This is a genomic window from Pelomonas sp. V22, from assembly GCF_030014915.1.
In the GTDB taxonomy this organism is placed as follows: domain Bacteria; phylum Pseudomonadota; class Gammaproteobacteria; order Burkholderiales; family Burkholderiaceae_C; genus JAUASW01.
This window is the reverse complement of the sequence record NZ_JAGIXS010000006.1, coordinates 194,744-213,401: the sequence shown is the minus strand read 5'-3', so window position 1 is coordinate 213,401 and position 18,658 is coordinate 194,744. Positions and strand designations below refer to the sequence as shown.

Sequence of the window (18,658 nt, the reverse complement as noted above, 5' to 3'; positions counted from 1 at the left end):
CATGGTTGGCTGCGGGCGATGGTAGGGGCCGGGCCCCGGCAACCAGGGATCAGCCCTGCAAGCGGGCGCGCAACAGCGGCGTGGCGGCCTCGACCGGCGCCAGCAGCAGCGGCCACAGCCGCGCGCCGAGCTCGCGCCGGAACATCGCGAAATGGCCGATCTCGCTGAGGCCGAGGGCGGCCGGGTCCAGCGTGTGGCGCGCGACCTTGGCGGCCGTGAATTGGCGGGCCAGTTCGTCGACGGCCGGGGCCGGGCCGAAGAGGTGGTCGTCGGTGATGTTCCACAGGTGCACCGGCCCTTCGAAGCGGTCGTAAGCCAGCTGGCCCTGCAGCGTGGGGTCCGTGAACATGAAACCGCGCCGCCGGCCCCAGGCCGCCCACTCCAGCGCCGCGCCCTTGGGCAGGCCCTGGGCCCGCGCGCCCAGCAGCCAGCCCGGCGCATGGCCCAAGGCATGGCTGCTCAGTGGCAGCATGGCGTGGAAGAACAGCCAAGCCTTGAGCTTGGCAAAGCCGGCCCAGAAGCGCCAGTCCGCCGCCTGGGCCGCCACGCCGAGCAGCGCGTCGGCCTGCTCGTAGCCGGGTGTCAGGCCCACGGCATTGCCGCCGAAGCTGTGGCCTATCCAGAGCAGGCCGAGCGGCTCGCCCTGCGCCGCTTGCTCCAGCAGGCGGCGACGCTGGGCCGCATGCAGGGCGGCGCCCATGTCGAGCTGGGCCCAATCGCGCAGCCGGGCCGACTCCTGATGCAAGGCCTGCTCGCGCGATTCGCCTATGCCCCGGTAGTCGTAGCTCAGCACCGCATAGCCGCGCCCGGCCAGCCATTCGGCAAAGGCGCGGTAGAAGCCGCGCGCCACGGCCGTGGCCGGGCTGACCGCGGCCACGGCCCGCACCGGGCCCACCGGCTCATGCCAGCTGGCGGCCAGCAGGCGGCCGTCGCTGCAGCGCAGCTGGGTGTGCCGGAGGCGGAAGGGAGCGTGGGTCTTGTCCATGAAAGCCAGTCTAGATTGGCAACTTACAAGCCACTAGACTGCACTTCTTCGACACATTGTTTCCAAAATGGCGACAAAAGCCCCGCCCCCATCCCGCTACCGCCGCACCGTGACCGAGGCCGCGCTCGATGCCAATGCCCTGGAACTGTTCGCCCGCATCGCCGCCGCTGGCAGCTTTGCGGCGGCGGCGCGCGAGCTCGGGCTGACCCGCGCAGCGGTGAGCCGGCGCATCGCTGCCATCGAGGCTGCCGTGGGCCTGGCGCTGTTTGCACGCAGCACGCGCAGCCTCGGCCTCACCGAAGCCGGGCGACGCCTGCATGCCCGGGCCAAGCTGGTGCGCGAGGCGGCCGAAGGCGCACGCCTGGCCTTGCGCAGCACGCGCGACCAACTGGGCGGCACCTTGCGCATCAGCGCCACCCCGAGCTTCGGCCGCCATGTGCTGGCGCCGCTGCTGGCGCGCTTCCAGGCCCTGCATCCGGCGCTGCGCTACGAGCTGTTCTTCACCGACCGCCGCGTCGACCTGCTGCGCGAAGGCCTGGACCTGGCCTTTCGCATCACCGCCCGGCCGCCCGAGGACTGGGTGGCCCAGCCGGTGCGCCACTTCGCCGTGCGGGCCTATGGCCTGCCGCCGCTGCTCGGTGATCCAGAGGCCCTGTTGCAGCGTCCCCTGCTGCTGCTCGGCCAGCACGAGGAGCCGCTCGCCAGCCATTGGCTGCACGACGACGACGGCCGCCGCGAATCGCTGATGCTGCAGGCGAGCACCTGGGGCAGCGACATCGAATCGCTGTTGGCCCTGGCGCGGGCCGGCGCCGGCGTGGTGATGGCGCCGGACTTCTGTGTGCCGCCCGGCGATGTGCTCGTGGACCTGCTGCCCGGCTGGCGCCTGACGGTCGCCGAGGGCGAGTGGGTGCAGGCGCTGACGCTGCCGGCACCGGCCGCCTCGGAGACGGCGCGGGCCTTCGTCGGCTTCGTCAAGGCCGAGCTGGCACAGGGCCCAGCTGCGGGAGCCCCGCTGCATGACGCTCCCTAACGCCGATAAATCCCACCATTCCCGGTGAAAAATCGCAGACCAGCGTTGCTCAAGTGAAAGCACCGATGCGGGTGTCATTTCGCGTGCCTAGGATGCAACCCGCTGCGCTCACCTCCCACCGAGAATACCGTCTCGACCCAGCCCAGCATGCCGGCGTATCCTCCCGGCCCTTGATGCAGACACTTTGATGGCCCTGGTTTTGCGATTGCGCGACGGACTCCGCCGCGGCGCCCTGCTCCTGCTGGGGCTGCTGCTGCCCGTGCTCGCGCTGGCCTCGCCGCTTGAAGGCCGCTGGCACCTCCGCGCCACGCCGAGCGCGGCGCTGGAGGCGGTGCAGAGCCTGCCGCTGGAGGGCGGACGTTTCGAGTTCATCGCCCGCGTCGAGCTGGCCGAGGGCGGCCGGCGGGTGATCGACTTCAACAATTCCAGCGTCATCGGCCGCTTCCAGCATGAGCTGCGCGACGAACGCGGCCTGCTGGTCGCCCGGCTGGAAGGCGGCCTGCAAAGCGCCGCACCCAACCCCTATTTCCTGCGGCATGGCCGCACGCTGCAACTGCCTGCCGGGCGCTACCAGTTGCACACGGTGATCGACACGCCCTTCCTGCTCGGCCAGCCCCAGGTCTTCATCGATGACGAGGCGCACTACCTCGCCGCCATCAAGCCGGGCAACACGCTGACCCTGGTGTGCCTGGGCTTGTTCATCGGCCTCGGCTTCTTCTACGGCACGCTGGCCCTGTTCCGGCGCCGCTGGGTCGAGGGATGCTATGCGCTGTTCATCCTCGGCAACCTGCTCTACAACGCCACCGCCCTGAACGTGGTGGCCGATGTGCTGGGCGTGCGCGCCTTCTACCTGATCAGCCTGCCCATCGTGTTCTCCAACATGGCCTACGTCGCCTTCGTGATGCGCCTGCTGGGCATCACGGCACAGCAGGCGCCGCGCATGCATCGCCTGGGCCAGGGCCTGCTCGTGCTGATGGGCCTGATGGCCGCCGCCGCGCTGATGCTGCCCCATTGGTCGCTGCACTTTGCGCGTGCCGGCGTGGCGCTGTTCCTCGGCTACGGCATGGCGGCAGGCGTGGTCCAGGCCGTGGCAGGGCAGCGGCTGGCTCGTGTCTACCTGGCGGCCAATATCGGCTTCTTCCTGACCGGTATCCTCTCCATCTCCTTCCCGAGTTTCCAGGGCCTGGACACGCTCTACGTCGAGCATGTGGGCCTGCTGGCCGTGGCCATCGAGGTGCTGCTGCTGGCCATGGTCCAGGCCCATCAGTTCGGCGAACTGCAGCGTGAGCGTGAAGCGGCGCTCGCGCGCGCCGAGCAAGGCCTGCAACTCGCCACCACCGACGCGCTGACCGGCCTGCCCAACCGCTACGCGATGGAGCAGGCGCTGGCGGCGCTGCCCATCACCGGCTGCCTGACCTTCGTCGACCTGGACGGGCTCAAGCAGATCAACGACCGCTTCGGCCATGCCGTGGGCGACCAGGTATTGCACAGCTTTGCCGTGAACCTGCGGCAGAGCCTCGGGCCGCAGGCCACAGCCCACCGGCTCGGCGGCGACGAGTTCGCCGTGCTCTCGACCAGCGGCGACAGCCGCTACGTCGAGCTCAAGATCCAGGAAGCCGCCGCCACCACCCGGGCCTGCTGCGTCGAGTTCAGCGGCGCCAGCTTTGGCAGCGCCTGCCTGCGCGAGTCCGGCAGCCTGGAGCAGCTCAAGCACCTGGCCGACACCCGCATGTACCAGCAAAAGCACCAGGGCCGCCGGGTTCGTACCCGCGTGGCCTACCAGACCTCGGAGCCCTGAGGTCCTGAGGCCAAGGCGCCGGGCACAGGCGCCATCACCAACGGCACGGCCGCGACGACGGCCAGCAGAGGGAGCCCATGTCAAATTCCACCGACACCACCCAGCCGAGCGTCCGCTCTGCTGCCCTGCCCATCGTCAGCAAATGGCCGCTGTTGTGGCCGATGCTGCTGGTCATCGTCGTGCCGCTGATCGTGTCCTGGTTCGTCTACCCGGAGACCCACCTGCCGCCCAAGTTCGGCGTCTTCCCGCCGGTGCTGGTCGAGCCCTTCCCGGCCTTCTGGCTGCCGTACTTCCTGCTCGTGCTGGCAGCCGTGCTGGTGATCGCGGCCTTCCTGATCTGGCCCACGCGCTTCGGCTTCCAGCCGCCACAACCGCAGCCGCCCCGGCCGCTGCCGGTGGCCTTCCCGGCCTGGTTCTGGGCGGGCGCGATGCTGACCGTGGTGTTCCTGGCCATCATGTTCGGCCGCGCGCTGCCCTGGGCCTACTACGCCTTCTCGCCGCTGTGGTGGGGCTTCATCCTGGTGCTGGACGGCCTGGTCTACCGCCGCAACGCGGGCCGCTCACTGCTCTCGCGCAAGCCCAAGACCCTGTTCATCAGCGCCCTCGTCTCGGTGGTCGGCTGGGGCTTCTTCGAGTACTACGACTACTTCGCGCTCGGCGACTGGTACTACCCGAACGGCGCCATGCCGGCGCTGAGCCACGCCACCATCGTGGCGCTCTTCCTGATCGCCTACACCACGGTCTGGCCGGCCCTGCTGGAGTGGTACACGCTGCTGCAGACCTTCCCCACCCTGGCCGCGCGCTATGCCGTAGGGCCCAAGCTGGTGCTGCCCAGCAATCTGCTGATCTGGGGTGGCCTCGCGCTCTGCGGCGCCCTGGTCGTGTGGCCGCTGCCGCTGTTCTGGGTCTTGTGGATTGGCCCCATGGCCGTGCTGATGGGCCTGCTGCAGCGGCTCAAGATCTGGACGCCCATCGCGGCTCTGGCCGAAGGCAACTGGACGCCAGCCGTGCTGGTGGCCCTCGGTTCGCTGTTCAACGGCCTGTTCTGGGAGGTCTGGAACTGGGGCAGCGCCCATCCGGACCCATCCTTCGCCACCAACCCGAACTACTGGGTCTACAACATTCCCTACGTGAACGTGATACATCTTTTCGCCGAGATGCCGCTGCTCGGCTTTGCCGGCTACCTGCCCTTCGGCATCCTGGTGTGGCTGGTGTTCATCTGGGCCGGCCAGCTGTGCGGCTTCAGCACCAGTCTGGACCTGGACGACTGACGGAGGCTCAGCGCAGGCGCTCGCGCTGCAGTTCGAAGCGGGCGATGCGGTCTTCCAGCACCTGCACGCCGATGCCGGGGCCCGTCGGCATCTCAATGAAGCCGTCGGGCGACAAGACCACGCCGGGCTCGACGATGTCCTCGGCGAAGTAGCGCGAGGTCTCCGAGGTGTCGCCCGGCAGCGTAAAGCCCGCTGCCGCCTGCAGGTGCAGGTTGAAGGCCCGGCCTATGCCGGTTTCGTCCATGCCCCCCGACCAGACGCCGATGCCGCGCTCGTGGCAATGGGCCGCGATGCGCAAGGACTCGAGCAGGCCACCCACGCGGCCCTGCTTGATGTTGATGATGCGGCAGGCATCCAGCGACAGCGCGGCGCGCGCGTCGTCGAGGTCGTGGATCGATTCGTCCAGGCACAGCGGCGTAGCCAGCTCGCGCTGCAGGGCCGCGTGCTGGATGATGTCGCTGAAGGACAGCGGCTGCTCGATCATCGTGAGGCCGAAGGCATCGAGCTCGCGCAGCAGAGGCGCGTCTTCAGGCCGGTAGTCGCCATTGGCATCAGCCATCAGCGCGATCTGCGGGAAGGCTTGGCGCACGGCCCGCACCCAGGCCACGTCCTTGCCGCGCATGATCTTGACCTTGACCCGGTGATAGGGCCGGCGCAGCGCGTCTTCCACGGCGCTCACGAGCTCGGGGATGGTGTCCTTGATGCCAATGCTGATGCCGGAGGGAATGCGCCGGCTCGGCCAGCCGAGCAGCTCATGCAGCGGCACGCCGCGCTGGCGCGCCACCAGATCGAGCAGCGCGTTCTCCAGCATGGCCTTGGCCATGCCGTGGCCGCGCACCGGCTTCAGGCGCTGGCCCAGTTCGGCGAAGGTGAGCCCGGTCTCGACCTGGGGCAGCAGGAAGTCCTTGAAGATGTGGCGGGCCGTCTGCGTGGTTTCGTAGGAGTAGTACGGATCCGGGTCGGCCACGCACTCGCCCCAGCCCACAACGCCGCCGGACTCCAGGCGCAAGAGCAGCGCCTCCTTGACCGCCCAGCTGTGCACGCTGGTGGCAAAGGGCTGGACGAAGGGGAGACTGACGGTGATCAGCTCGATACGGTCGAGCTCGGGGATCCGGGCCTGTTCGGCGGGAGAGGACGCGAGAGCATGGGTCGTCATTCAACGGCTTCCGAAACGTTCGAGATTGCGCTGCCGGGCCCGGGCGGCCTCGACCTCGCGGTCGCGCGGCTCGGCCGTGGTCACAAGGCCGGCGATCAGCGCGCGCGCCGATCGTGCCACATCTTCCACGGCGCGATTGAAGGCCTCCTCGTTCGCCTTGGACGGCACATTGAAGCCGCTCAGCTTGCGCACGAACTGCAGCGATGCATCGCGTATCTCCAGCTCGGTGGCCGGCGGCTCGAAGTTGAACAGGGTCTTGATGTTGCGGCACATGGGGAGCTCCTGTTCTTCTTCGTTTTCTTAAGCTCAGATCAGCGCACGGCCGATCAGGATCTTCTGCACCTCGCTCGTGCCCTCGTAGATCTGGGTCACGCGCACATCGCGGTAGATGCGCTCGACCGGGAAGTCGCTCACATAGCCATAGCCGCCGTGGATCTGGATGGCGGCCGAGCAGACCTTCTCGGCCATCTCTGAGGCGAAAAGCTTGGCCATCGCCGCTTCCTTCAGGCAGGGCTGACCGGCATCCTTCAGCGAAGCCGCATGCCAGATCAGCTGGCGCGCCGCCTCGATCTGGGTGGCCATGTCCGCGAGCTTGTGCTGCATGGCCTGGTGTTCAAAGATCGGCACGCCGAAGGCCACGCGCTCCTTGCTGTACCTGAGCGCCGCCTCGAAGGCCGCACGCGCCATGCCGACCGACTGCGAGGCAATGCCGATGCGACCGCCCTCCAGGCCCGACAGCGCGATCTTCAGACCCTGGCCTTCTTCGCCGAGGCGGTAGCTGGCCGGGATGCGGCAGTTCTCGAACAGGATTTGCGCCGTGTCGCTGGCATGCTGGCCCATCTTGTCTTCGATGCGGGCGACGGTGTAGCCGGGCGTCTTGGTAGGCACGAGGAAGGCGGAGATGCCCTTCTTGCCGGCGGCCTTGTCGGTGACGGCCATCACGATGGCCACGTCGCCGTTCTTGCCGCTGGTGATGAACTGCTTGACGCCGTTCAGCACGTAGTCATTGCCGTCCCGCACTGCGGTCGTCTTCAGGCCACCGGCCTCCGAGCCCACATGCGGTTCGGTCAGGCAGAAGGCGCCCAGCATGTCGCCACGCGCCAGCGGCTTGAGGAATTGCTGCTTCTGCGGCTCATTGCCGAAGGCCATCAGGATGGAGCAGCAGGGGCAGTTGTTGACGCTGACCACGGTGGAGGTGGCGCCATCGCCGGCTCCGATCTCCTCGAGGATGATGGACAGGGCGAGGTAATCGAGGCCGGCGCCGTCGTACTCGGTGGGAACAGCCACGCCATAGCAGCCGAGCTCGGCCAGGCCCTTCAGCTCGGCGGCAGGGAAATGGTGGCTCTTGTCCCATTCGGCCGCCTTGGGCGCGATCTGGTCTTGCACGAACGCGCGAACGGCGTCCTGCACGGCACGGTGGTCTTCGTTGAGGATCATCTTGTTCTCACCAGGCCAGCGGCTGGCCGTCGTAATTGAGGAAGGCGCCGTTGTCGGCCGGCGTCAGGGCAGCGAGCGTGGCGCGCATGCCGGCCACACTCTCGTCGACAGAAAGATCGGCGCCACTGCCGCCCATGTCGGTGCGCACCCAGCCCGGATGGAAGGACACGCAGATGGCGCGCCCCTCGAAGGCCAGGGCCGCATCGCGCAGCACCGAGTTCGCCGCCGCCTTGGAGGCGCGGTAGAGCCAGCTGGTCGTCGCATTGCGCAGGGCCATCGAGCCCATGCGGGACGACAGGATGGCCAGACGCGCGCCGGGCGCGAGATAGTCCGGCAACTGCGGCAGGATGCGCATGGGGCCCAGCACATTGGTGCGCATCACCGCGTCGAACTCGTCCTGCGGGGGCGTCTGCAGGCCGGTGGTGCGCGTGCCGTGGATGCCGGCGTTGAGGATCACGCGGTCGAACTGGTGGCCGTCAATCTGCCAGGCCAGGCCCGAGGCGCTGGCCGTATCGGCCACGTCCAGCTTCAGGGCCGTGGCGCCCAGCGACCGCAGGGCCGCCAGGCCCTCGTCGCTGCGGGCGGTGGCCACGACCTGGGCGCCGGACTGCCGGTACTGGCGGACGAATTCGAGGCCAATGCCCCGCGACGCTCCAATCAACAAGACATTCGGCATCCGACCACAACTCCCAGGCTAGGCTGTCAGGCCTGCCCGGCAGTCTCGACGGACACGAATCAGCCTGCGGCACGCCCCGGATTGTGCCTGAGCGGCTTGCCCGGGCATGCGCGGCGGGCCCCTGGCGAACCTGCCAGGGGCAGGAGCGCTTCAGTGCCGGGACGCCCTGCGCCCCAGACCCAGCAGGCAGCACATCGCCAGGCCCACCAGGGGCAGGCTGCCAGGCTCCGGCACATCGCCGCCGCCACAATCCCGGCCGATGCAGCCGCCTTCCGGCGCGGTGAGGCGCCAGATGTCGCTGGTCTGCGTGAACAGCAGGCTGCCATCTGGGTCGGCGGTAACGAAATCGCCACGGCTGCCTCCGGTGACCAGCAGCAGCTGCAGGGTCGGATCGACCAGGGAGATCTGCCAGAGATCGCCGGAGTTGGTGTTGACGAAGATCTGGCCGGCCAGCGTGCCGGCGCCCAGTTCGGTGCCGTCGGCGCCGCCAGGAATGAAGCCGGAGTCGAAGACCTGGACGCCATCGGAGAGGCGATAGCCGATGATGTGGCTGCCCAGCTCGGCATAGATGGTGCTGCCATCGGCCGAGATGCTCATGCCGTCGTAGCTGCCGAAGCCCTTGAACTGGGTCTTGGTGTTGCTGACGGGGTCCACCTCCCAGATGCCGGTATTGCTGCAGCAGTCGGAGACATAGAGCTTGCCGGTCACCAGGTTGGCGACGATGCCGGTGGCCGACGGGATGCCGCTGACCACCGCGGAGTGGTAGGTGCCATCCTGGTTCAGCCTGACCACGTTACCGGAGGACTGCTGCGCCATGTAGACATAGCTGCCCAGGCGGGCCAGTCCGACTGCATTGCCGTTGCCATAGCTCTGGCTGGCGGCCACCAGGTTGGCATGCTGGCCATCGGCATGGCTGCCGAAGACCCGCACATTGCCCGGATAGTCACTCACCATCACGCCGCCGCCGTCGACGAAGGCGATGCCCAGCGGGCCGCAGCAGAAACCGGTGGTCGGGAAGTTATCGGCAAACTGGCTGAGCCCGAAGCCGGCGCCCGATGCGGCCGCGGTCAGCACCGGGCCCGCTTGCACCAGGCCAGCAACGACAAGCCACAGAAATGGCCCGAGCAGCCAGCGGCCCAGTCGGGCCAACAGGGTAATTTTCATGGTCTCGTCTCCTTGAAGGAATGAATAAGACATGGCGTCCAGAACCCGTCGGCTTCGAGCTGCATAAGGCATGCCAAGCCAAAAAAATCCCATGCAATCAAGGAATTGCCGACTGGCAGCGCGCTGCTGTGCGAGCACCTGTAAGTCGACGCGACACCCTAGTTTGAACTTGAAATTCGCGAAATAAAAAAAGGCAGCTTGCGCTGCCTTTGGAGGGACTGCCTGCAGGAAATGACCGAGGTCAATTCCGCAACAGGCTGCGAGCTCTTGCCCTGCGCCTCAGAGCAGCTCCACGCCCACGGCCGTGGCCTCGCCACCACCGATGCACAGTGCCGCCACACCACGCTTCAGGCCACGATGGCGCAGCGCGCCCAGCAGCGTGACCAGGATGCGGGCACCGGAGGCGCCGATCGGGTGGCCCAGCGCGCAAGCGCCACCGTTCACGTTGACGATCTCGTGCGGCAGCTTGAACTCTGCCATCGCAGCCATGGTCACGGCGGCGAAGGCTTCGTTGACCTCCCACAGATCGACGCTCTTGGCATCCCAGCCATTCTTGGCCAGCAGCTTCTGGATCGCTCCGACCGGCGCGGTGGTGAACCACTCCGGCGCATTGGCATGCACGGCCGTGCCGACGATGCGGGCCACGGGCTTGAGTCCCAGCTTGGCAGCCGTGCTCTCGCGCATCAGCACCATCGCCGCCGCGCCGTCAGAGATCGACGAAGAGGTGGCGGCGGTGATCGTGCCGTCCTTCTTGAAGGCGGGCTTCAGGCCGGCGATCTTGTCGAGCTTGGCCTTGAAGGGCTGCTCGTCCTTGCTGATGACGGTGTCGCCGCCACGGCCGGCCACGGTCACCGGGGCCATTTCCCATTCGAAGCTGCCGTCGGTGTTGGCACGCTGGGCCCGCTCGGTCGAGGCGATGGCGAAGGCATCCTGAGCCTCGCGCGTGAAGGCGTACTTGCTCACGCACTGCTCGGCGAACACGCCCATGGCCTTGCCGCGTTCGTAGGCGTCTTCCAGGCCATCGAGGGCCATGTGGTCGTACATCTGGGCGGCGCCGTACTTCACGCCCTTGCGCGCGAACATCAGGTGCGGCGCATTGGTCATGGATTCCATGCCGCCCGCGATCAGGATGTCGGCGCTTTCGGCCTTCAAGGTGTCGTGGGCAAACATGGTGGCGCGCATGCCGGCGCCGCACATCTTCGAGAGCGTCACCGCGCCCACCGATTGCGGCAGGCCGGCCTTCAGCACGGCCTGGCGTGCCGGGGCCTGGCCCTGGCCGGCCATCAGGCAATTGCCGATGAAGGCTTCCTGGATCGCGTCGCCGGGAACGCCGGCGCGCTCGACCGCGGCCTTGATGGCAACAGCGGCCAGTTCCCAGGCCTGCAGGCCGGCGAAGTCGCCGAGCAGGCCGCCGATGGGCGTCCGTGCGGCGGAAACGATAACGATGGAATCAGACATGGTGGCTCTCCTTGAAAGCGTTACTGATGAATCGGGGGAAGCGCTTGTGCGCCTCGTAGGGGAAAACGTCGTGCACGTGACCGGCCTGGATGCGGGCCTTGTGGCCTTGCCAATAGGCGGCATCCAGCAGCTCGGCATGGTGCTTCATGAAGACCTCGCGCACGCCCGGGTGGCCGAGCAGGAAGGGGCCGAAGGTCTCGGGGAACACGTCGCGCGGGCCGACGCGGTACCAGACCTCGCCGCTCATCTCTTCCTCTTCGTTGCGCGGCGCCGGCACGGTGCGGAAGTTGCAATCCGTGAGGTACTCGATCTCGTCGTAGTCGTAGAAGACGATCTTGCCGCGCCGGGTCACGCCGAAGTTCTTCCACAACATGTCGCCGGGGAAGATATTGGCCGCCACCAGGTCCTTGATCGCGTGGCCGTACTCGATCACGGCCTGCTCCAGCTGTGCCGGCGTGGCTTCCTGCAGGTAGATGTTGAGCGGCACCATGCGGCGCTCGATGTAGACATGCTTGAGGATCAGGTCGTCGCCCTGCTCTTCCACCAGGCTGGCGCAGTTGAGCTTCAGTTCCTTGATCAGCGCCTCGTCGAAGCGCCAGCGCGGGAAGGCCACGTTGCTGAACTCCAGCGTGTCGGCCATGCGGCCCACGCGGTCGTGCTGCTTCACGAGCAAATACTTGCCCTGCACCGAGGCACGCGTCGTGTGCTCCTTCTGCGGCGGGAAGTTGTCCTTGATCAGCTTGAAGACGAAGGGGTAGCTCGGCAGGTCGAACACCAGCATCACCAGGCCCTTGATGCCGGGTGCGGTGCGGAACTTGTCGGACGAGTGGCGCAGGTGCTGGAGGAAGTCCCGGTAGAACAGGCTCTTGCCGTGCTTCTGCAGGCCGATGGCGTTGTAGAGCTCGGCGCGCGGCTTGCGCGGCATCATCGAGCGCAGAAAGGCCACGCAGGCGCTGGGCACCTCCATGTCGACCATGAAGTAGGCGTGGGCGAAGCTGAACAAGGTCAGCAGATCGTCTTCGCCAAACAGTGCCGCGTCGATGTAGAGCAAGCCGCCTTCGTTGTGCAGGATGGGCAGCGCGAACGGCGTCTCGCTGAAGCCGTTGACGATCTTGCCGACCACATAGGCGCCCTTGTTCCGGTAGAACAGCGAGGACAGCACCTGGATCTGGAAATTGGCGCGCCAGCGGAACAGACCCAGCTCCTGATGCACCGCGCTCAGCACGCCATCAACATCACGCCCGAGGTCCTCGAAATCGAGGTCGAGCTGGAAGTTGTTGACGATGCGGACCAGGGTCTCGCGCATCGTGTCCCGGGTCGGGTAGTAGCAGCGGAACGTGGGCTTGGCCGCGGGCTCGTTGTTCTCGAGGTACTCGGTCGAGATGGCCGGGCGCACGAAGATGAAGTCGTTGCGGAAGTAGCTATGGTGCAGCACCCGCGTGCAGACCGAGTTGAAGAAGGTCTCGGCCAGTTCGGGCTGGTGGTGGTCGGTCAGAAGGCCGATGTAGTGCAGCTTGACCTGCTGCCACACGTCCAGGGCCAGGCTGCCAATCTGGAAGCGTTCTTCCAGCAAGGCCACGGCCTCATCGACGCGCTGGTCGTAGAACTCGATGCGCTGCGCCTGCGCGCGCTGCTGGCCCTGCCAGTCGGCCCGCTCGAAGCGCTGCTTGGCCTCGGCCGTGGTGGCACGAAACAGGCGGTAATGCTTGTTGAAGCCGCCGAGCAAGGTGTTCGCAATCTCGAACGCGCGGGCATCGGTCAGCTTCTGCGGGAACATGGCGTGCCCAGCTCGTTTCAGGCGGCGGAACTCAGCTTCGCGCTTTCGTAGCGCTTCTTCACAGCAGCCAGCGCCTGGCGATAGACATCGCCCACCTGGTCGGCAGACGCCACGGTCAGCGACAGGTCCTCCAGCAGGCCGTTGTGCAGGCCATAGACCCAGCCGTGCACCACCACCTCCTGACCGCGCGCCCAGGCGTCCTGCACCACCGTGGTCTGGCAGGCATTGCGAGCTTGTGCCAGCACGTTCAGCTCGCACAGCGCGTTGACGCGCTGCTCGGGTGCCAGCGTCTCCAGCCAGTCGAGATGCTCGTTGCGCACGTCCTGCACATGGCGCAGCCAGTTGTCGACAAGGCCGGTGCGCTGGTCCAGCAGGGCTGCCTTGACGCCACCGCAGTTGGAGTGGCCCACGACGATGATGTGCTTGACCTTCAGCGCGTCGACGGCGAACTGCATCACCGACAGGCAGTTGAGGTCCGAGTGCACGACCACGTTGGCCACGTTGCGGTGCACGAAGAGCTCACCCGGCAGCAGGTTGACCAGCTCGTTGGCCGGCACGCGACTGTCGGCGCAGCCAATCCACAGGTATTGCGGCGTCTGCTGCTTGAGCAGGCGGGAGAAGAAGCCCGGCTCGCGCGACTCGGTGTCGGCGGCCCATTGCTTGTTGTTCTCGAGGAGTTCTTGAAGATGGGTGCTCATGCGTGGATTGTCCATGTGGCAAGCGACGCCGTGCTGACAGCGATGCCACCGCAGACTTCGATCAGGGGTCTTTTGAATCGGGCGAGCTGCGCTTCGTGAACGCTCAAGGCAGCCAGCGCTGCGCCGCAGGCGGGCTCCACCATCACGCGCATCGCGTCTGCGAAGCGCACGCAGGCTTGCGTGGCGTCACTGTCGCTGACCGTGAGGCTGACCGTCGGATGGCTTTGCGCCAGGCGCAGCGCCTCGTCGGCCACACGGCGGGCGCCCAGCGAGGTGGCGATGGAGGTGATGGCTGGCAGCGTGACGGCCTCGCCAGCCGCCAGGCTCTGGCTGAGGCTGTCGGCACCCAGGGTCTCGACGGCGATCACCGGCACCTGCTCGAGGCCATTGCGGCGCAGGCCCTGGACGATGCCGGCGAACAAGCCGCCACCGCCCACGGCCGTGATGACCGCATCGAACTCAAGGCCGGTCGCGACGACTTCGTCGATCAGCGTCGCATGGCCGTCCCACAGGAGCGGATGGTCGAAGGGGTGGACATAGGCTGCACCGCGCTCGGCCGCCAGTTGCACGGCGAACAGATGCGCCTCATCCCAGACGGCGCCATGGCGCAAGACCGAGGCGCCGCGCACCGCGATCGTCTCGGCCACGGCCGTGCTGCTGCTGTTCGGCAGCACGATGGTGACCGGCAGGCCGAGCGAGCGTGCCGCGAACACCGCCGCGAGGCCGGCATTGCCGCCGGAGGCGCAGACGATCTCGCGCGCCCCATCAGCCGCCGCCTGCTGAACCAGCCGCCCCACGCCGCGCAGCTTGAAGCTGCTGCTCGGCTGCAGCGCGTCCATCTTCAGCCACACCTCGGCCTGCGGGAACAGGCCGGGCGCGGCGCGCAGCAGCGGCGTATTGAGGTGCAGCGGCTTCATAGCGGCAGAGAGTTACATCGTCTCCGCGAAGAGTTCCCGCCCGATCAGCATGCGGCGGATTTCCGAAGTGCCGGCACCGATCTCATACAGCTTGGCATCGCGCCACAAACGGCCCAGCGGGTACTCGTTGATGTAGCCATTGCCGCCGAAGATCTGCACGCCCTCGCCGGCCATCCAGGTGGCCTTCTCGGCGGTCCAGAGGATCACCGAGGCGCAGTCCTTGCGGACCTGGCGCACATGGTCCGTGCCCAAAAGGTCGAGGTTCTTGGCCACGGTGTAGGCGAACGAGCGGGCCGCCTGCAGCACCGTGTACATGTCGGCGACCTTGCCCTGGATCAGCTGGAACTCGCCGATGCTCTGGCCGAACTGCTTGCGGTCGTGGATGTACGGAATCACGTTGTCCATCACGCTCTGCATGATGCCGAGCGGGCCGCCGGTCAGCACGGCGCGCTCGTAGTCCAGGCCCGACATCAGCACCTTGGCGCCCATGTTGAGGCCGCCCAGCACGTTCTCGGCCGGCACTTCCACGTCCTGGAAGACGAGCTCGCCGGTGTGGCTGCCGCGCATGCCCAGCTTGTCGAGCTTCTGCGCGATGCTGAAACCCTTCATGCCCTTCTCGATCAGGAAGGCCGTGACGCCACGTGCGCCCAGCTCGGGCTCGGTCTTGGCATAGACCACCAGGGTGTCGGCATCGGGGCCGTTGGTGATCCACATCTTGCTGCCGTTGAGGACGTAGTAGCCGCCCTTGTCCTCGGCCTTCAGCTTCATGCTGATCACGTCGGAGCCGGCGCCCGGCTCGCTCATCGCCAGCGCGCCCACATGCTCGCCCGAGATCAGCTTGGGCAGGTACTTCTTGCGCTGGGCATCCGTGCCATTGCGCTTGATCTGGTTCACGCAGAGATTGCTGTGCGCGCCGTACGACAGGCCCACCGAGGCCGAGGCGCGGCTGATCTCTTCCATCGCCACCATGTGGGCCAGGTAGCCCATGTTGGCGCCGCCGTATTCCTCACCGACGGTGATGCCGAGCACGCCCAGCTCGCCCATCTTGCGCCACAGGTCCATGGGGAACTGGTCCGAGCGGTCGATCTCGGCCGCACGGGGCGCGATCTCGGCATCGGCAAAGGCGCGCACCGCATCGCGCAGCGCGTCGATGTCCTCACCAAGTTGGAAATTCAGGCCGGGCAAGTTGCTCATTGTTTGTCTCCTGGAGGCGGCAGCCATCCTAAGCCCGAGGGCTGGCAGATGGAGCTCGACTTACGTTTACGTAAACGTCAATTCTAGGGCGTGATCTGGCGGCCAGACTCGTCCGTGAACTTACCTAAGCAAGAGCCCGAAGGCCCGATCTCGCCAGACCTGCCGCGCTCCTACAGGAAGCGCTCGAGGATCTTCTTCGACGCCCGATCCAGCGCAAATCGGTCCGGCAGGATGAACTGCAGGCCGTGACTGCTGGTGATCATCAGCCGGCCTTCGCCCAGGCGGCGGATGTCTTCCTCGGTCTTCAGGATGAACTGGGTCTCGCCGCGGTCGGTCTCTATCGTCCATTGGCTGGGCGTGGAGAAGGTCGAGACCTTGGCGATGCGCAGCACCGTGGGCATGAAATCGCGGGCCGCGAACTCGGCCTGCAGCAGTTCGCGCTCGGGCGCCGGCAGGCCGGACAGGCGATCGATCCAGGCCAGCTCATGGCCGTCGGTGCCGACAAGGGAGACGCCCTCATCCGGCGCCGAGATCGGATGGGCGCGCACCGGCACCACGCCCTGGTGCTCGACACCCTGCTCGTCCACCAGCACCAGGCGCCCGAAGGCATTGCGGCTCAGCGACTTGAAGCTCATGTTGCTCGTGCTCATGCGACCACCGTCGTGTGGGCGTTGGGATTGGGCAAGGCCATCGCTTCGGCCTCCTCCGCGTCGACGCGGCGCGCCTGCGCTTCGTACAGCCTCCAGTAGGCGCCCTTCTTTTCCATCAGCTCGTCATGCGGGCCGACCTCGACCACCTGGCCGCGGTCCATCACCACCAGGCGGTCGGCCTTGCGCAGCGTGGACAGGCGGTGAGCGATGGCAATCGTCGTGCGGCCCTTCACCAGGTTGTCCAGTGCCTTCTGGATTTCCTTCTCGGTCTCGGTGTCGACCGAAGACGTGGCTTCGTCGAGGATCAGGATGCGCGGATTGATCAGCAAGGCGCGGGCGATGGAGATGCGCTGGCGCTCACCGCCCGACAGGCCCTGGCCGCGCTCGCCGACCAGCGAGTCGTAGCCCTGCGGCAGGCGCAGGATGAACTCGTGCGCATGGGCGGCACGCGCGGCGGCGACGATCTCCTCGCGCGTGGCCTCGGGCTTGCCGTAGGCGATGTTCTCGGCAATCGTGCCGAAGAACAGGAAGGGCTCCTGCAGCACGAGGCCTATGTGGCGGCGGAAGTCGGCCACGCCGATGCGGCGCAGATCCACGCCGTCCACGCGGATGCCGCCCTCGGTCACGTCGTAGAAGCGGCAGATCAGGTTGACGAGCGTGCTCTTGCCCGAGCCCGAGTGGCCCACCAGGCCGATCATCTCGCCCGGCTTGATCTCGAGGTTGAGGCCACGGATCACGGCACGGTTGCCGTAGCGGAAGCCGATGCCCTCGATCTGGATGCCGCCCTCGACCTTGTCGAGCTTCACCGGGTTGACCGGCTCGGGCACGTTCGATTGATGGTCGAGGATGTCGAAGATGCGCTTGGCGCCGGCCGCCGCCTTCTGCGTGACCGAGACGATGCGGCTCATCGAATCCATGCGGCCGTAGAAGCGGCCGATGTAGGCGATGAAGGCGGTCAGCACACCGACCGTGATGTCACCCTTGGCCACCAGCGAGATGCCGAAGCCCCAGACGACCAGCAGGCCGATTTCCGTGAGCAGCGAGACCGTGGGCGAGAACAGGCTCCAGGTCTTGTTCAGCTTGTCGTTCACGGCCAGGTTGTGGGCATTGGCAGCTCGGAAGCGCTGGGCCTCGCGCTTCTCCTGCGCAAAGGCCTTGACCACGCGCACGCCGGGGATAGTGTCGGCCAGCACGCTGGTGACTTCGCCCCAGACGCGGTCGATCTTCTCGAAGCCGGTGCGCAGCCGGTCGCGCACCAGGTGGATCATCCAGGCGATGAAGGGCAGCGGCAGCAGGGTAGCGAGGGCCAGCCAGTGGTTGATCGAGAACAGGATCAGGGCCGTCATACCGAGCATCAGCACGTCGGTGATGAAGTCCAGCGCGTGCAACGAGAGGAACACGCTGATGCGGTCGGTTTCAGAGCCGATGCGGCTCATCAGGTCGCCGGTGCGCTTGCTGCCGAAATACTCCAGCGACAGCGACAGCAGGTGCTCGAAGGTGGCGGTGCGCAGGTCGGCCGCGATGCGCTCCGACACCAGGGCGAGGATGTAGGTCTTGGCCCAGCCCAAGAGCCAGGACACCAGGCCGGCCCCGAACAGGCCACCCAGGTACATGCCGACCAGCCAGGGATCGATCTGCTGGCCGTTCTGGAACGGGATCAGCACCTTGTCCATCAAGGGCATGCTCAAGTAAGGCGCCACCAGGGTCGCGCCGGTGGAGCCGAGCATCAGCGCGAAGCCGAGCGCCAGCTGGCCCTGGTAGGGCCGCGCAAAGCGCCACAGGCGCAAGAGCACCCAGGTCGAGGGCGGCGTGTGCAGTTCGCGGGCGCAGGTCGGGCATTCCTCGCTCTCCGGCGGCAGCGGCGCCTTGCAGCTGGGGCAGAACTCCACGTCTTCGGCGGCATCGCGGGCGCCCTCGTCGCGGCGCTCGAACAGCTCCTGCCAGCGCTGGGCCTGCAGATTCATCTGCAGGGTGAAGCGCCAGACGGCCAAGCGCTGCTGCCCGTCCACGAGCTCAAGGCTGCCGACGCCGGCATGGTCGGAGATGCGCATGGCGAGCTGCGGATTCAGGGCCCATTCGCTCCAGGCCCTCGTGGCCGGGTCGAAGGCCAGCAGGCGCCGGCTGGTCAGCACCAAGAGGCCCCGGGCGAAGTGCAGTCGCGAGTCGAGGTCAACCTCCAGTTCGCCGACGACGTTCTCGTCCGTCATGAGCCGCGCCTTCAGGGCAGACCACTCCGGATGCACTGGGTCCGGCGCGACTTCGGGATGTTGATGCTGCATTGTTTGTTCTGCCAACTGAGCCTTTTCAGGCCCTATTCGCCAGTTCGGCGCTTGTTGTAATTAAGCGGATTTTGACCGATGCCGGGCGCCTGCCACAAAACGGCCGGCCACGGCAGTCCGCAAAGAAGCGCGCACAATGGTGCCCTGAGCTTCAAAAAGCCCCCCGAA

General features: G+C 67.0%; 16 protein-coding genes. 3 read left to right on the top strand and 13 right to left on the bottom strand.

Annotated features, from left to right (window positions below; genetic code table 11):
- Nucleotides 1-49: 49 nt before the first annotated feature.
- The gene (locus J7U46_RS18615) at nt 50-985 is read right to left on the bottom strand and encodes an alpha/beta hydrolase (protein WP_282828516.1); all 936 of its coding nucleotides are present in this window, start codon (nt 983-985) and stop codon (nt 50-52) included.
- A 67-nt stretch (nt 986-1,052) separates the two neighbouring features.
- On the opposite strand from J7U46_RS18615, the gene J7U46_RS18610 reads away from it, so the two are divergent.
- From J7U46_RS18610 to J7U46_RS18600, 3 genes are all read left to right on the top strand, one after another.
- Entirely contained in the window at nt 1,053-2,015 is a 963-nt protein-coding gene (locus J7U46_RS18610; protein WP_282828515.1) for a LysR family transcriptional regulator, read from the top strand.
- Between the two features lie 187 nt (nt 2,016-2,202).
- Nucleotides 2,203-3,813 (top strand): diguanylate cyclase, encoded by a 1,611-nt coding sequence (locus tag J7U46_RS18605; protein ID WP_282828513.1) that lies wholly within the window; start codon nt 2,203-2,205, stop codon nt 3,811-3,813.
- 77 nt (nt 3,814-3,890) lie between these two features.
- Complete coding sequence (locus tag J7U46_RS18600; protein ID WP_282828511.1) at nt 3,891-5,084, top strand: hypothetical protein; 1,194 nt, start codon at nt 3,891-3,893, stop codon at nt 5,082-5,084.
- Nucleotides 5,085-5,091: 7 nt separating this feature from the next.
- On the opposite strand, the gene menC is transcribed toward J7U46_RS18600, so the two are convergent.
- The 12 genes from menC to J7U46_RS18540 form a co-directional block, all read right to left on the bottom strand.
- The gene (menC, locus tag J7U46_RS18595) at nt 5,092-6,240 is read right to left on the bottom strand and encodes an o-succinylbenzoate synthase (RefSeq protein ID WP_282828509.1); all 1,149 of its coding nucleotides are present in this window, start codon (nt 6,238-6,240) and stop codon (nt 5,092-5,094) included.
- On the bottom strand, nt 6,241-6,513 hold the full coding sequence (locus J7U46_RS18590) for a DUF2277 domain-containing protein (RefSeq protein WP_282828507.1): 273 nt from the start codon (nt 6,511-6,513) through the stop codon (nt 6,241-6,243). It abuts the gene before it with no gap.
- A 33-nt stretch (nt 6,514-6,546) separates the two neighbouring features.
- Nucleotides 6,547-7,677 carry an acyl-CoA dehydrogenase family protein gene (locus J7U46_RS18585; RefSeq protein ID WP_282828505.1) on the bottom strand — a complete coding sequence of 377 codons (1,131 nt, stop codon included), beginning with the start codon at nt 7,675-7,677 and terminating at the stop codon, nt 6,547-6,549.
- Between the two features lie 7 nt (nt 7,678-7,684).
- On the bottom strand, nt 7,685-8,353 hold the full coding sequence (locus tag J7U46_RS18580) for an SDR family oxidoreductase (RefSeq protein WP_282828504.1): 669 nt from the start codon (nt 8,351-8,353) through the stop codon (nt 7,685-7,687).
- 150 nt (nt 8,354-8,503) lie between these two features.
- A complete protein-coding gene (locus J7U46_RS18575; protein ID WP_282828503.1) occupies nt 8,504-9,517 on the bottom strand; it encodes a PEP-CTERM sorting domain-containing protein in 1,014 nt (337 codons plus the stop codon).
- A 279-nt stretch (nt 9,518-9,796) separates the two neighbouring features.
- Nucleotides 9,797-10,975, bottom strand: coding sequence for an acetyl-CoA C-acyltransferase (locus J7U46_RS18570; RefSeq protein ID WP_282828502.1), 1,179 nt, complete (start codon nt 10,973-10,975; stop codon nt 9,797-9,799).
- The gene (gene aceK / locus J7U46_RS18565; protein WP_282828501.1) at nt 10,968-12,752 is read right to left on the bottom strand and encodes a bifunctional isocitrate dehydrogenase kinase/phosphatase; all 1,785 of its coding nucleotides are present in this window, start codon (nt 12,750-12,752) and stop codon (nt 10,968-10,970) included. Before aceK ends, J7U46_RS18570 begins: the two co-directional genes overlap by 8 nt.
- Nucleotides 12,753-12,769: 17 nt before the next feature.
- Nucleotides 12,770-13,450 carry a carbonate dehydratase gene (can, locus tag J7U46_RS18560; protein WP_282828500.1) on the bottom strand — a complete coding sequence of 227 codons (681 nt, stop codon included), beginning with the start codon at nt 13,448-13,450 and terminating at the stop codon, nt 12,770-12,772.
- Nucleotides 13,447-14,367 carry a pyridoxal-phosphate dependent enzyme gene (locus J7U46_RS18555; RefSeq protein ID WP_282828499.1) on the bottom strand — a complete coding sequence of 307 codons (921 nt, stop codon included), beginning with the start codon at nt 14,365-14,367 and terminating at the stop codon, nt 13,447-13,449. The genes can and J7U46_RS18555 overlap by 4 nt, the downstream gene beginning before the upstream one ends.
- A 12-nt stretch (nt 14,368-14,379) precedes the next feature.
- A complete protein-coding gene (locus J7U46_RS18550; RefSeq protein ID WP_282828498.1) occupies nt 14,380-15,561 on the bottom strand; it encodes an isovaleryl-CoA dehydrogenase in 1,182 nt (393 codons plus the stop codon).
- A 170-nt stretch (nt 15,562-15,731) separates the two neighbouring features.
- Nucleotides 15,732-16,211: a DUF1854 domain-containing protein gene (locus tag J7U46_RS18545; RefSeq protein WP_282828497.1), complete on the bottom strand. Its 480-nt coding sequence runs from the start codon at nt 16,209-16,211 to the stop codon at nt 15,732-15,734.
- On the bottom strand, nt 16,208-18,490 hold the full coding sequence (locus J7U46_RS18540; protein WP_282828496.1) for an ABC transporter ATP-binding protein: 2,283 nt from the start codon (nt 18,488-18,490) through the stop codon (nt 16,208-16,210). Before J7U46_RS18540 ends, J7U46_RS18545 begins: the two co-directional genes overlap by 4 nt.
- Nucleotides 18,491-18,658: the final 168 nt, after the last annotated feature.

Excerpts from the sequence above, each read along its gene's own strand:
- J7U46_RS18615 (WP_282828516.1), bottom strand. The coding sequence starts at position 985 with ATGGACAAGACCCACGCTCCCTTCCGCCTCCGGCACACCCAGCTGCGC.
- J7U46_RS18610 (WP_282828515.1), top strand. The coding sequence starts at position 1,053 with ATGGCGACAAAAGCCCCGCCCCCATCCCGCTACCGCCGCACCGTGACC.
- J7U46_RS18605 (WP_282828513.1), top strand. The coding sequence starts at position 2,203 with ATGGCCCTGGTTTTGCGATTGCGCGACGGACTCCGCCGCGGCGCCCTG.
- J7U46_RS18600 (WP_282828511.1), top strand. The coding sequence starts at position 3,891 with ATGTCAAATTCCACCGACACCACCCAGCCGAGCGTCCGCTCTGCTGCC.
- menC (WP_282828509.1), bottom strand. The coding sequence starts at position 6,240 with ATGACGACCCATGCTCTCGCGTCCTCTCCCGCCGAACAGGCCCGGATC.
- J7U46_RS18590 (WP_282828507.1), bottom strand. The coding sequence starts at position 6,513 with ATGTGCCGCAACATCAAGACCCTGTTCAACTTCGAGCCGCCGGCCACC.
- J7U46_RS18585 (WP_282828505.1), bottom strand. The coding sequence starts at position 7,677 with ATGATCCTCAACGAAGACCACCGTGCCGTGCAGGACGCCGTTCGCGCG.
- J7U46_RS18580 (WP_282828504.1), bottom strand. The coding sequence starts at position 8,353 with ATGCCGAATGTCTTGTTGATTGGAGCGTCGCGGGGCATTGGCCTCGAA.
- J7U46_RS18575 (WP_282828503.1), bottom strand. The coding sequence starts at position 9,517 with ATGAAAATTACCCTGTTGGCCCGACTGGGCCGCTGGCTGCTCGGGCCA.
- J7U46_RS18570 (WP_282828502.1), bottom strand. The coding sequence starts at position 10,975 with ATGTCTGATTCCATCGTTATCGTTTCCGCCGCACGGACGCCCATCGGC.
- aceK (WP_282828501.1), bottom strand. The coding sequence starts at position 12,752 with ATGTTCCCGCAGAAGCTGACCGATGCCCGCGCGTTCGAGATTGCGAAC.
- can (WP_282828500.1), bottom strand. The coding sequence starts at position 13,450 with ATGAGCACCCATCTTCAAGAACTCCTCGAGAACAACAAGCAATGGGCC.
- J7U46_RS18555 (WP_282828499.1), bottom strand. The coding sequence starts at position 14,367 with ATGAAGCCGCTGCACCTCAATACGCCGCTGCTGCGCGCCGCGCCCGGC.
- J7U46_RS18550 (WP_282828498.1), bottom strand. The coding sequence starts at position 15,561 with ATGAGCAACTTGCCCGGCCTGAATTTCCAACTTGGTGAGGACATCGAC.
- J7U46_RS18545 (WP_282828497.1), bottom strand. The coding sequence starts at position 16,211 with ATGAGCACGAGCAACATGAGCTTCAAGTCGCTGAGCCGCAATGCCTTC.
- J7U46_RS18540 (WP_282828496.1), bottom strand. The coding sequence starts at position 18,490 with ATGCAGCATCAACATCCCGAAGTCGCGCCGGACCCAGTGCATCCGGAG.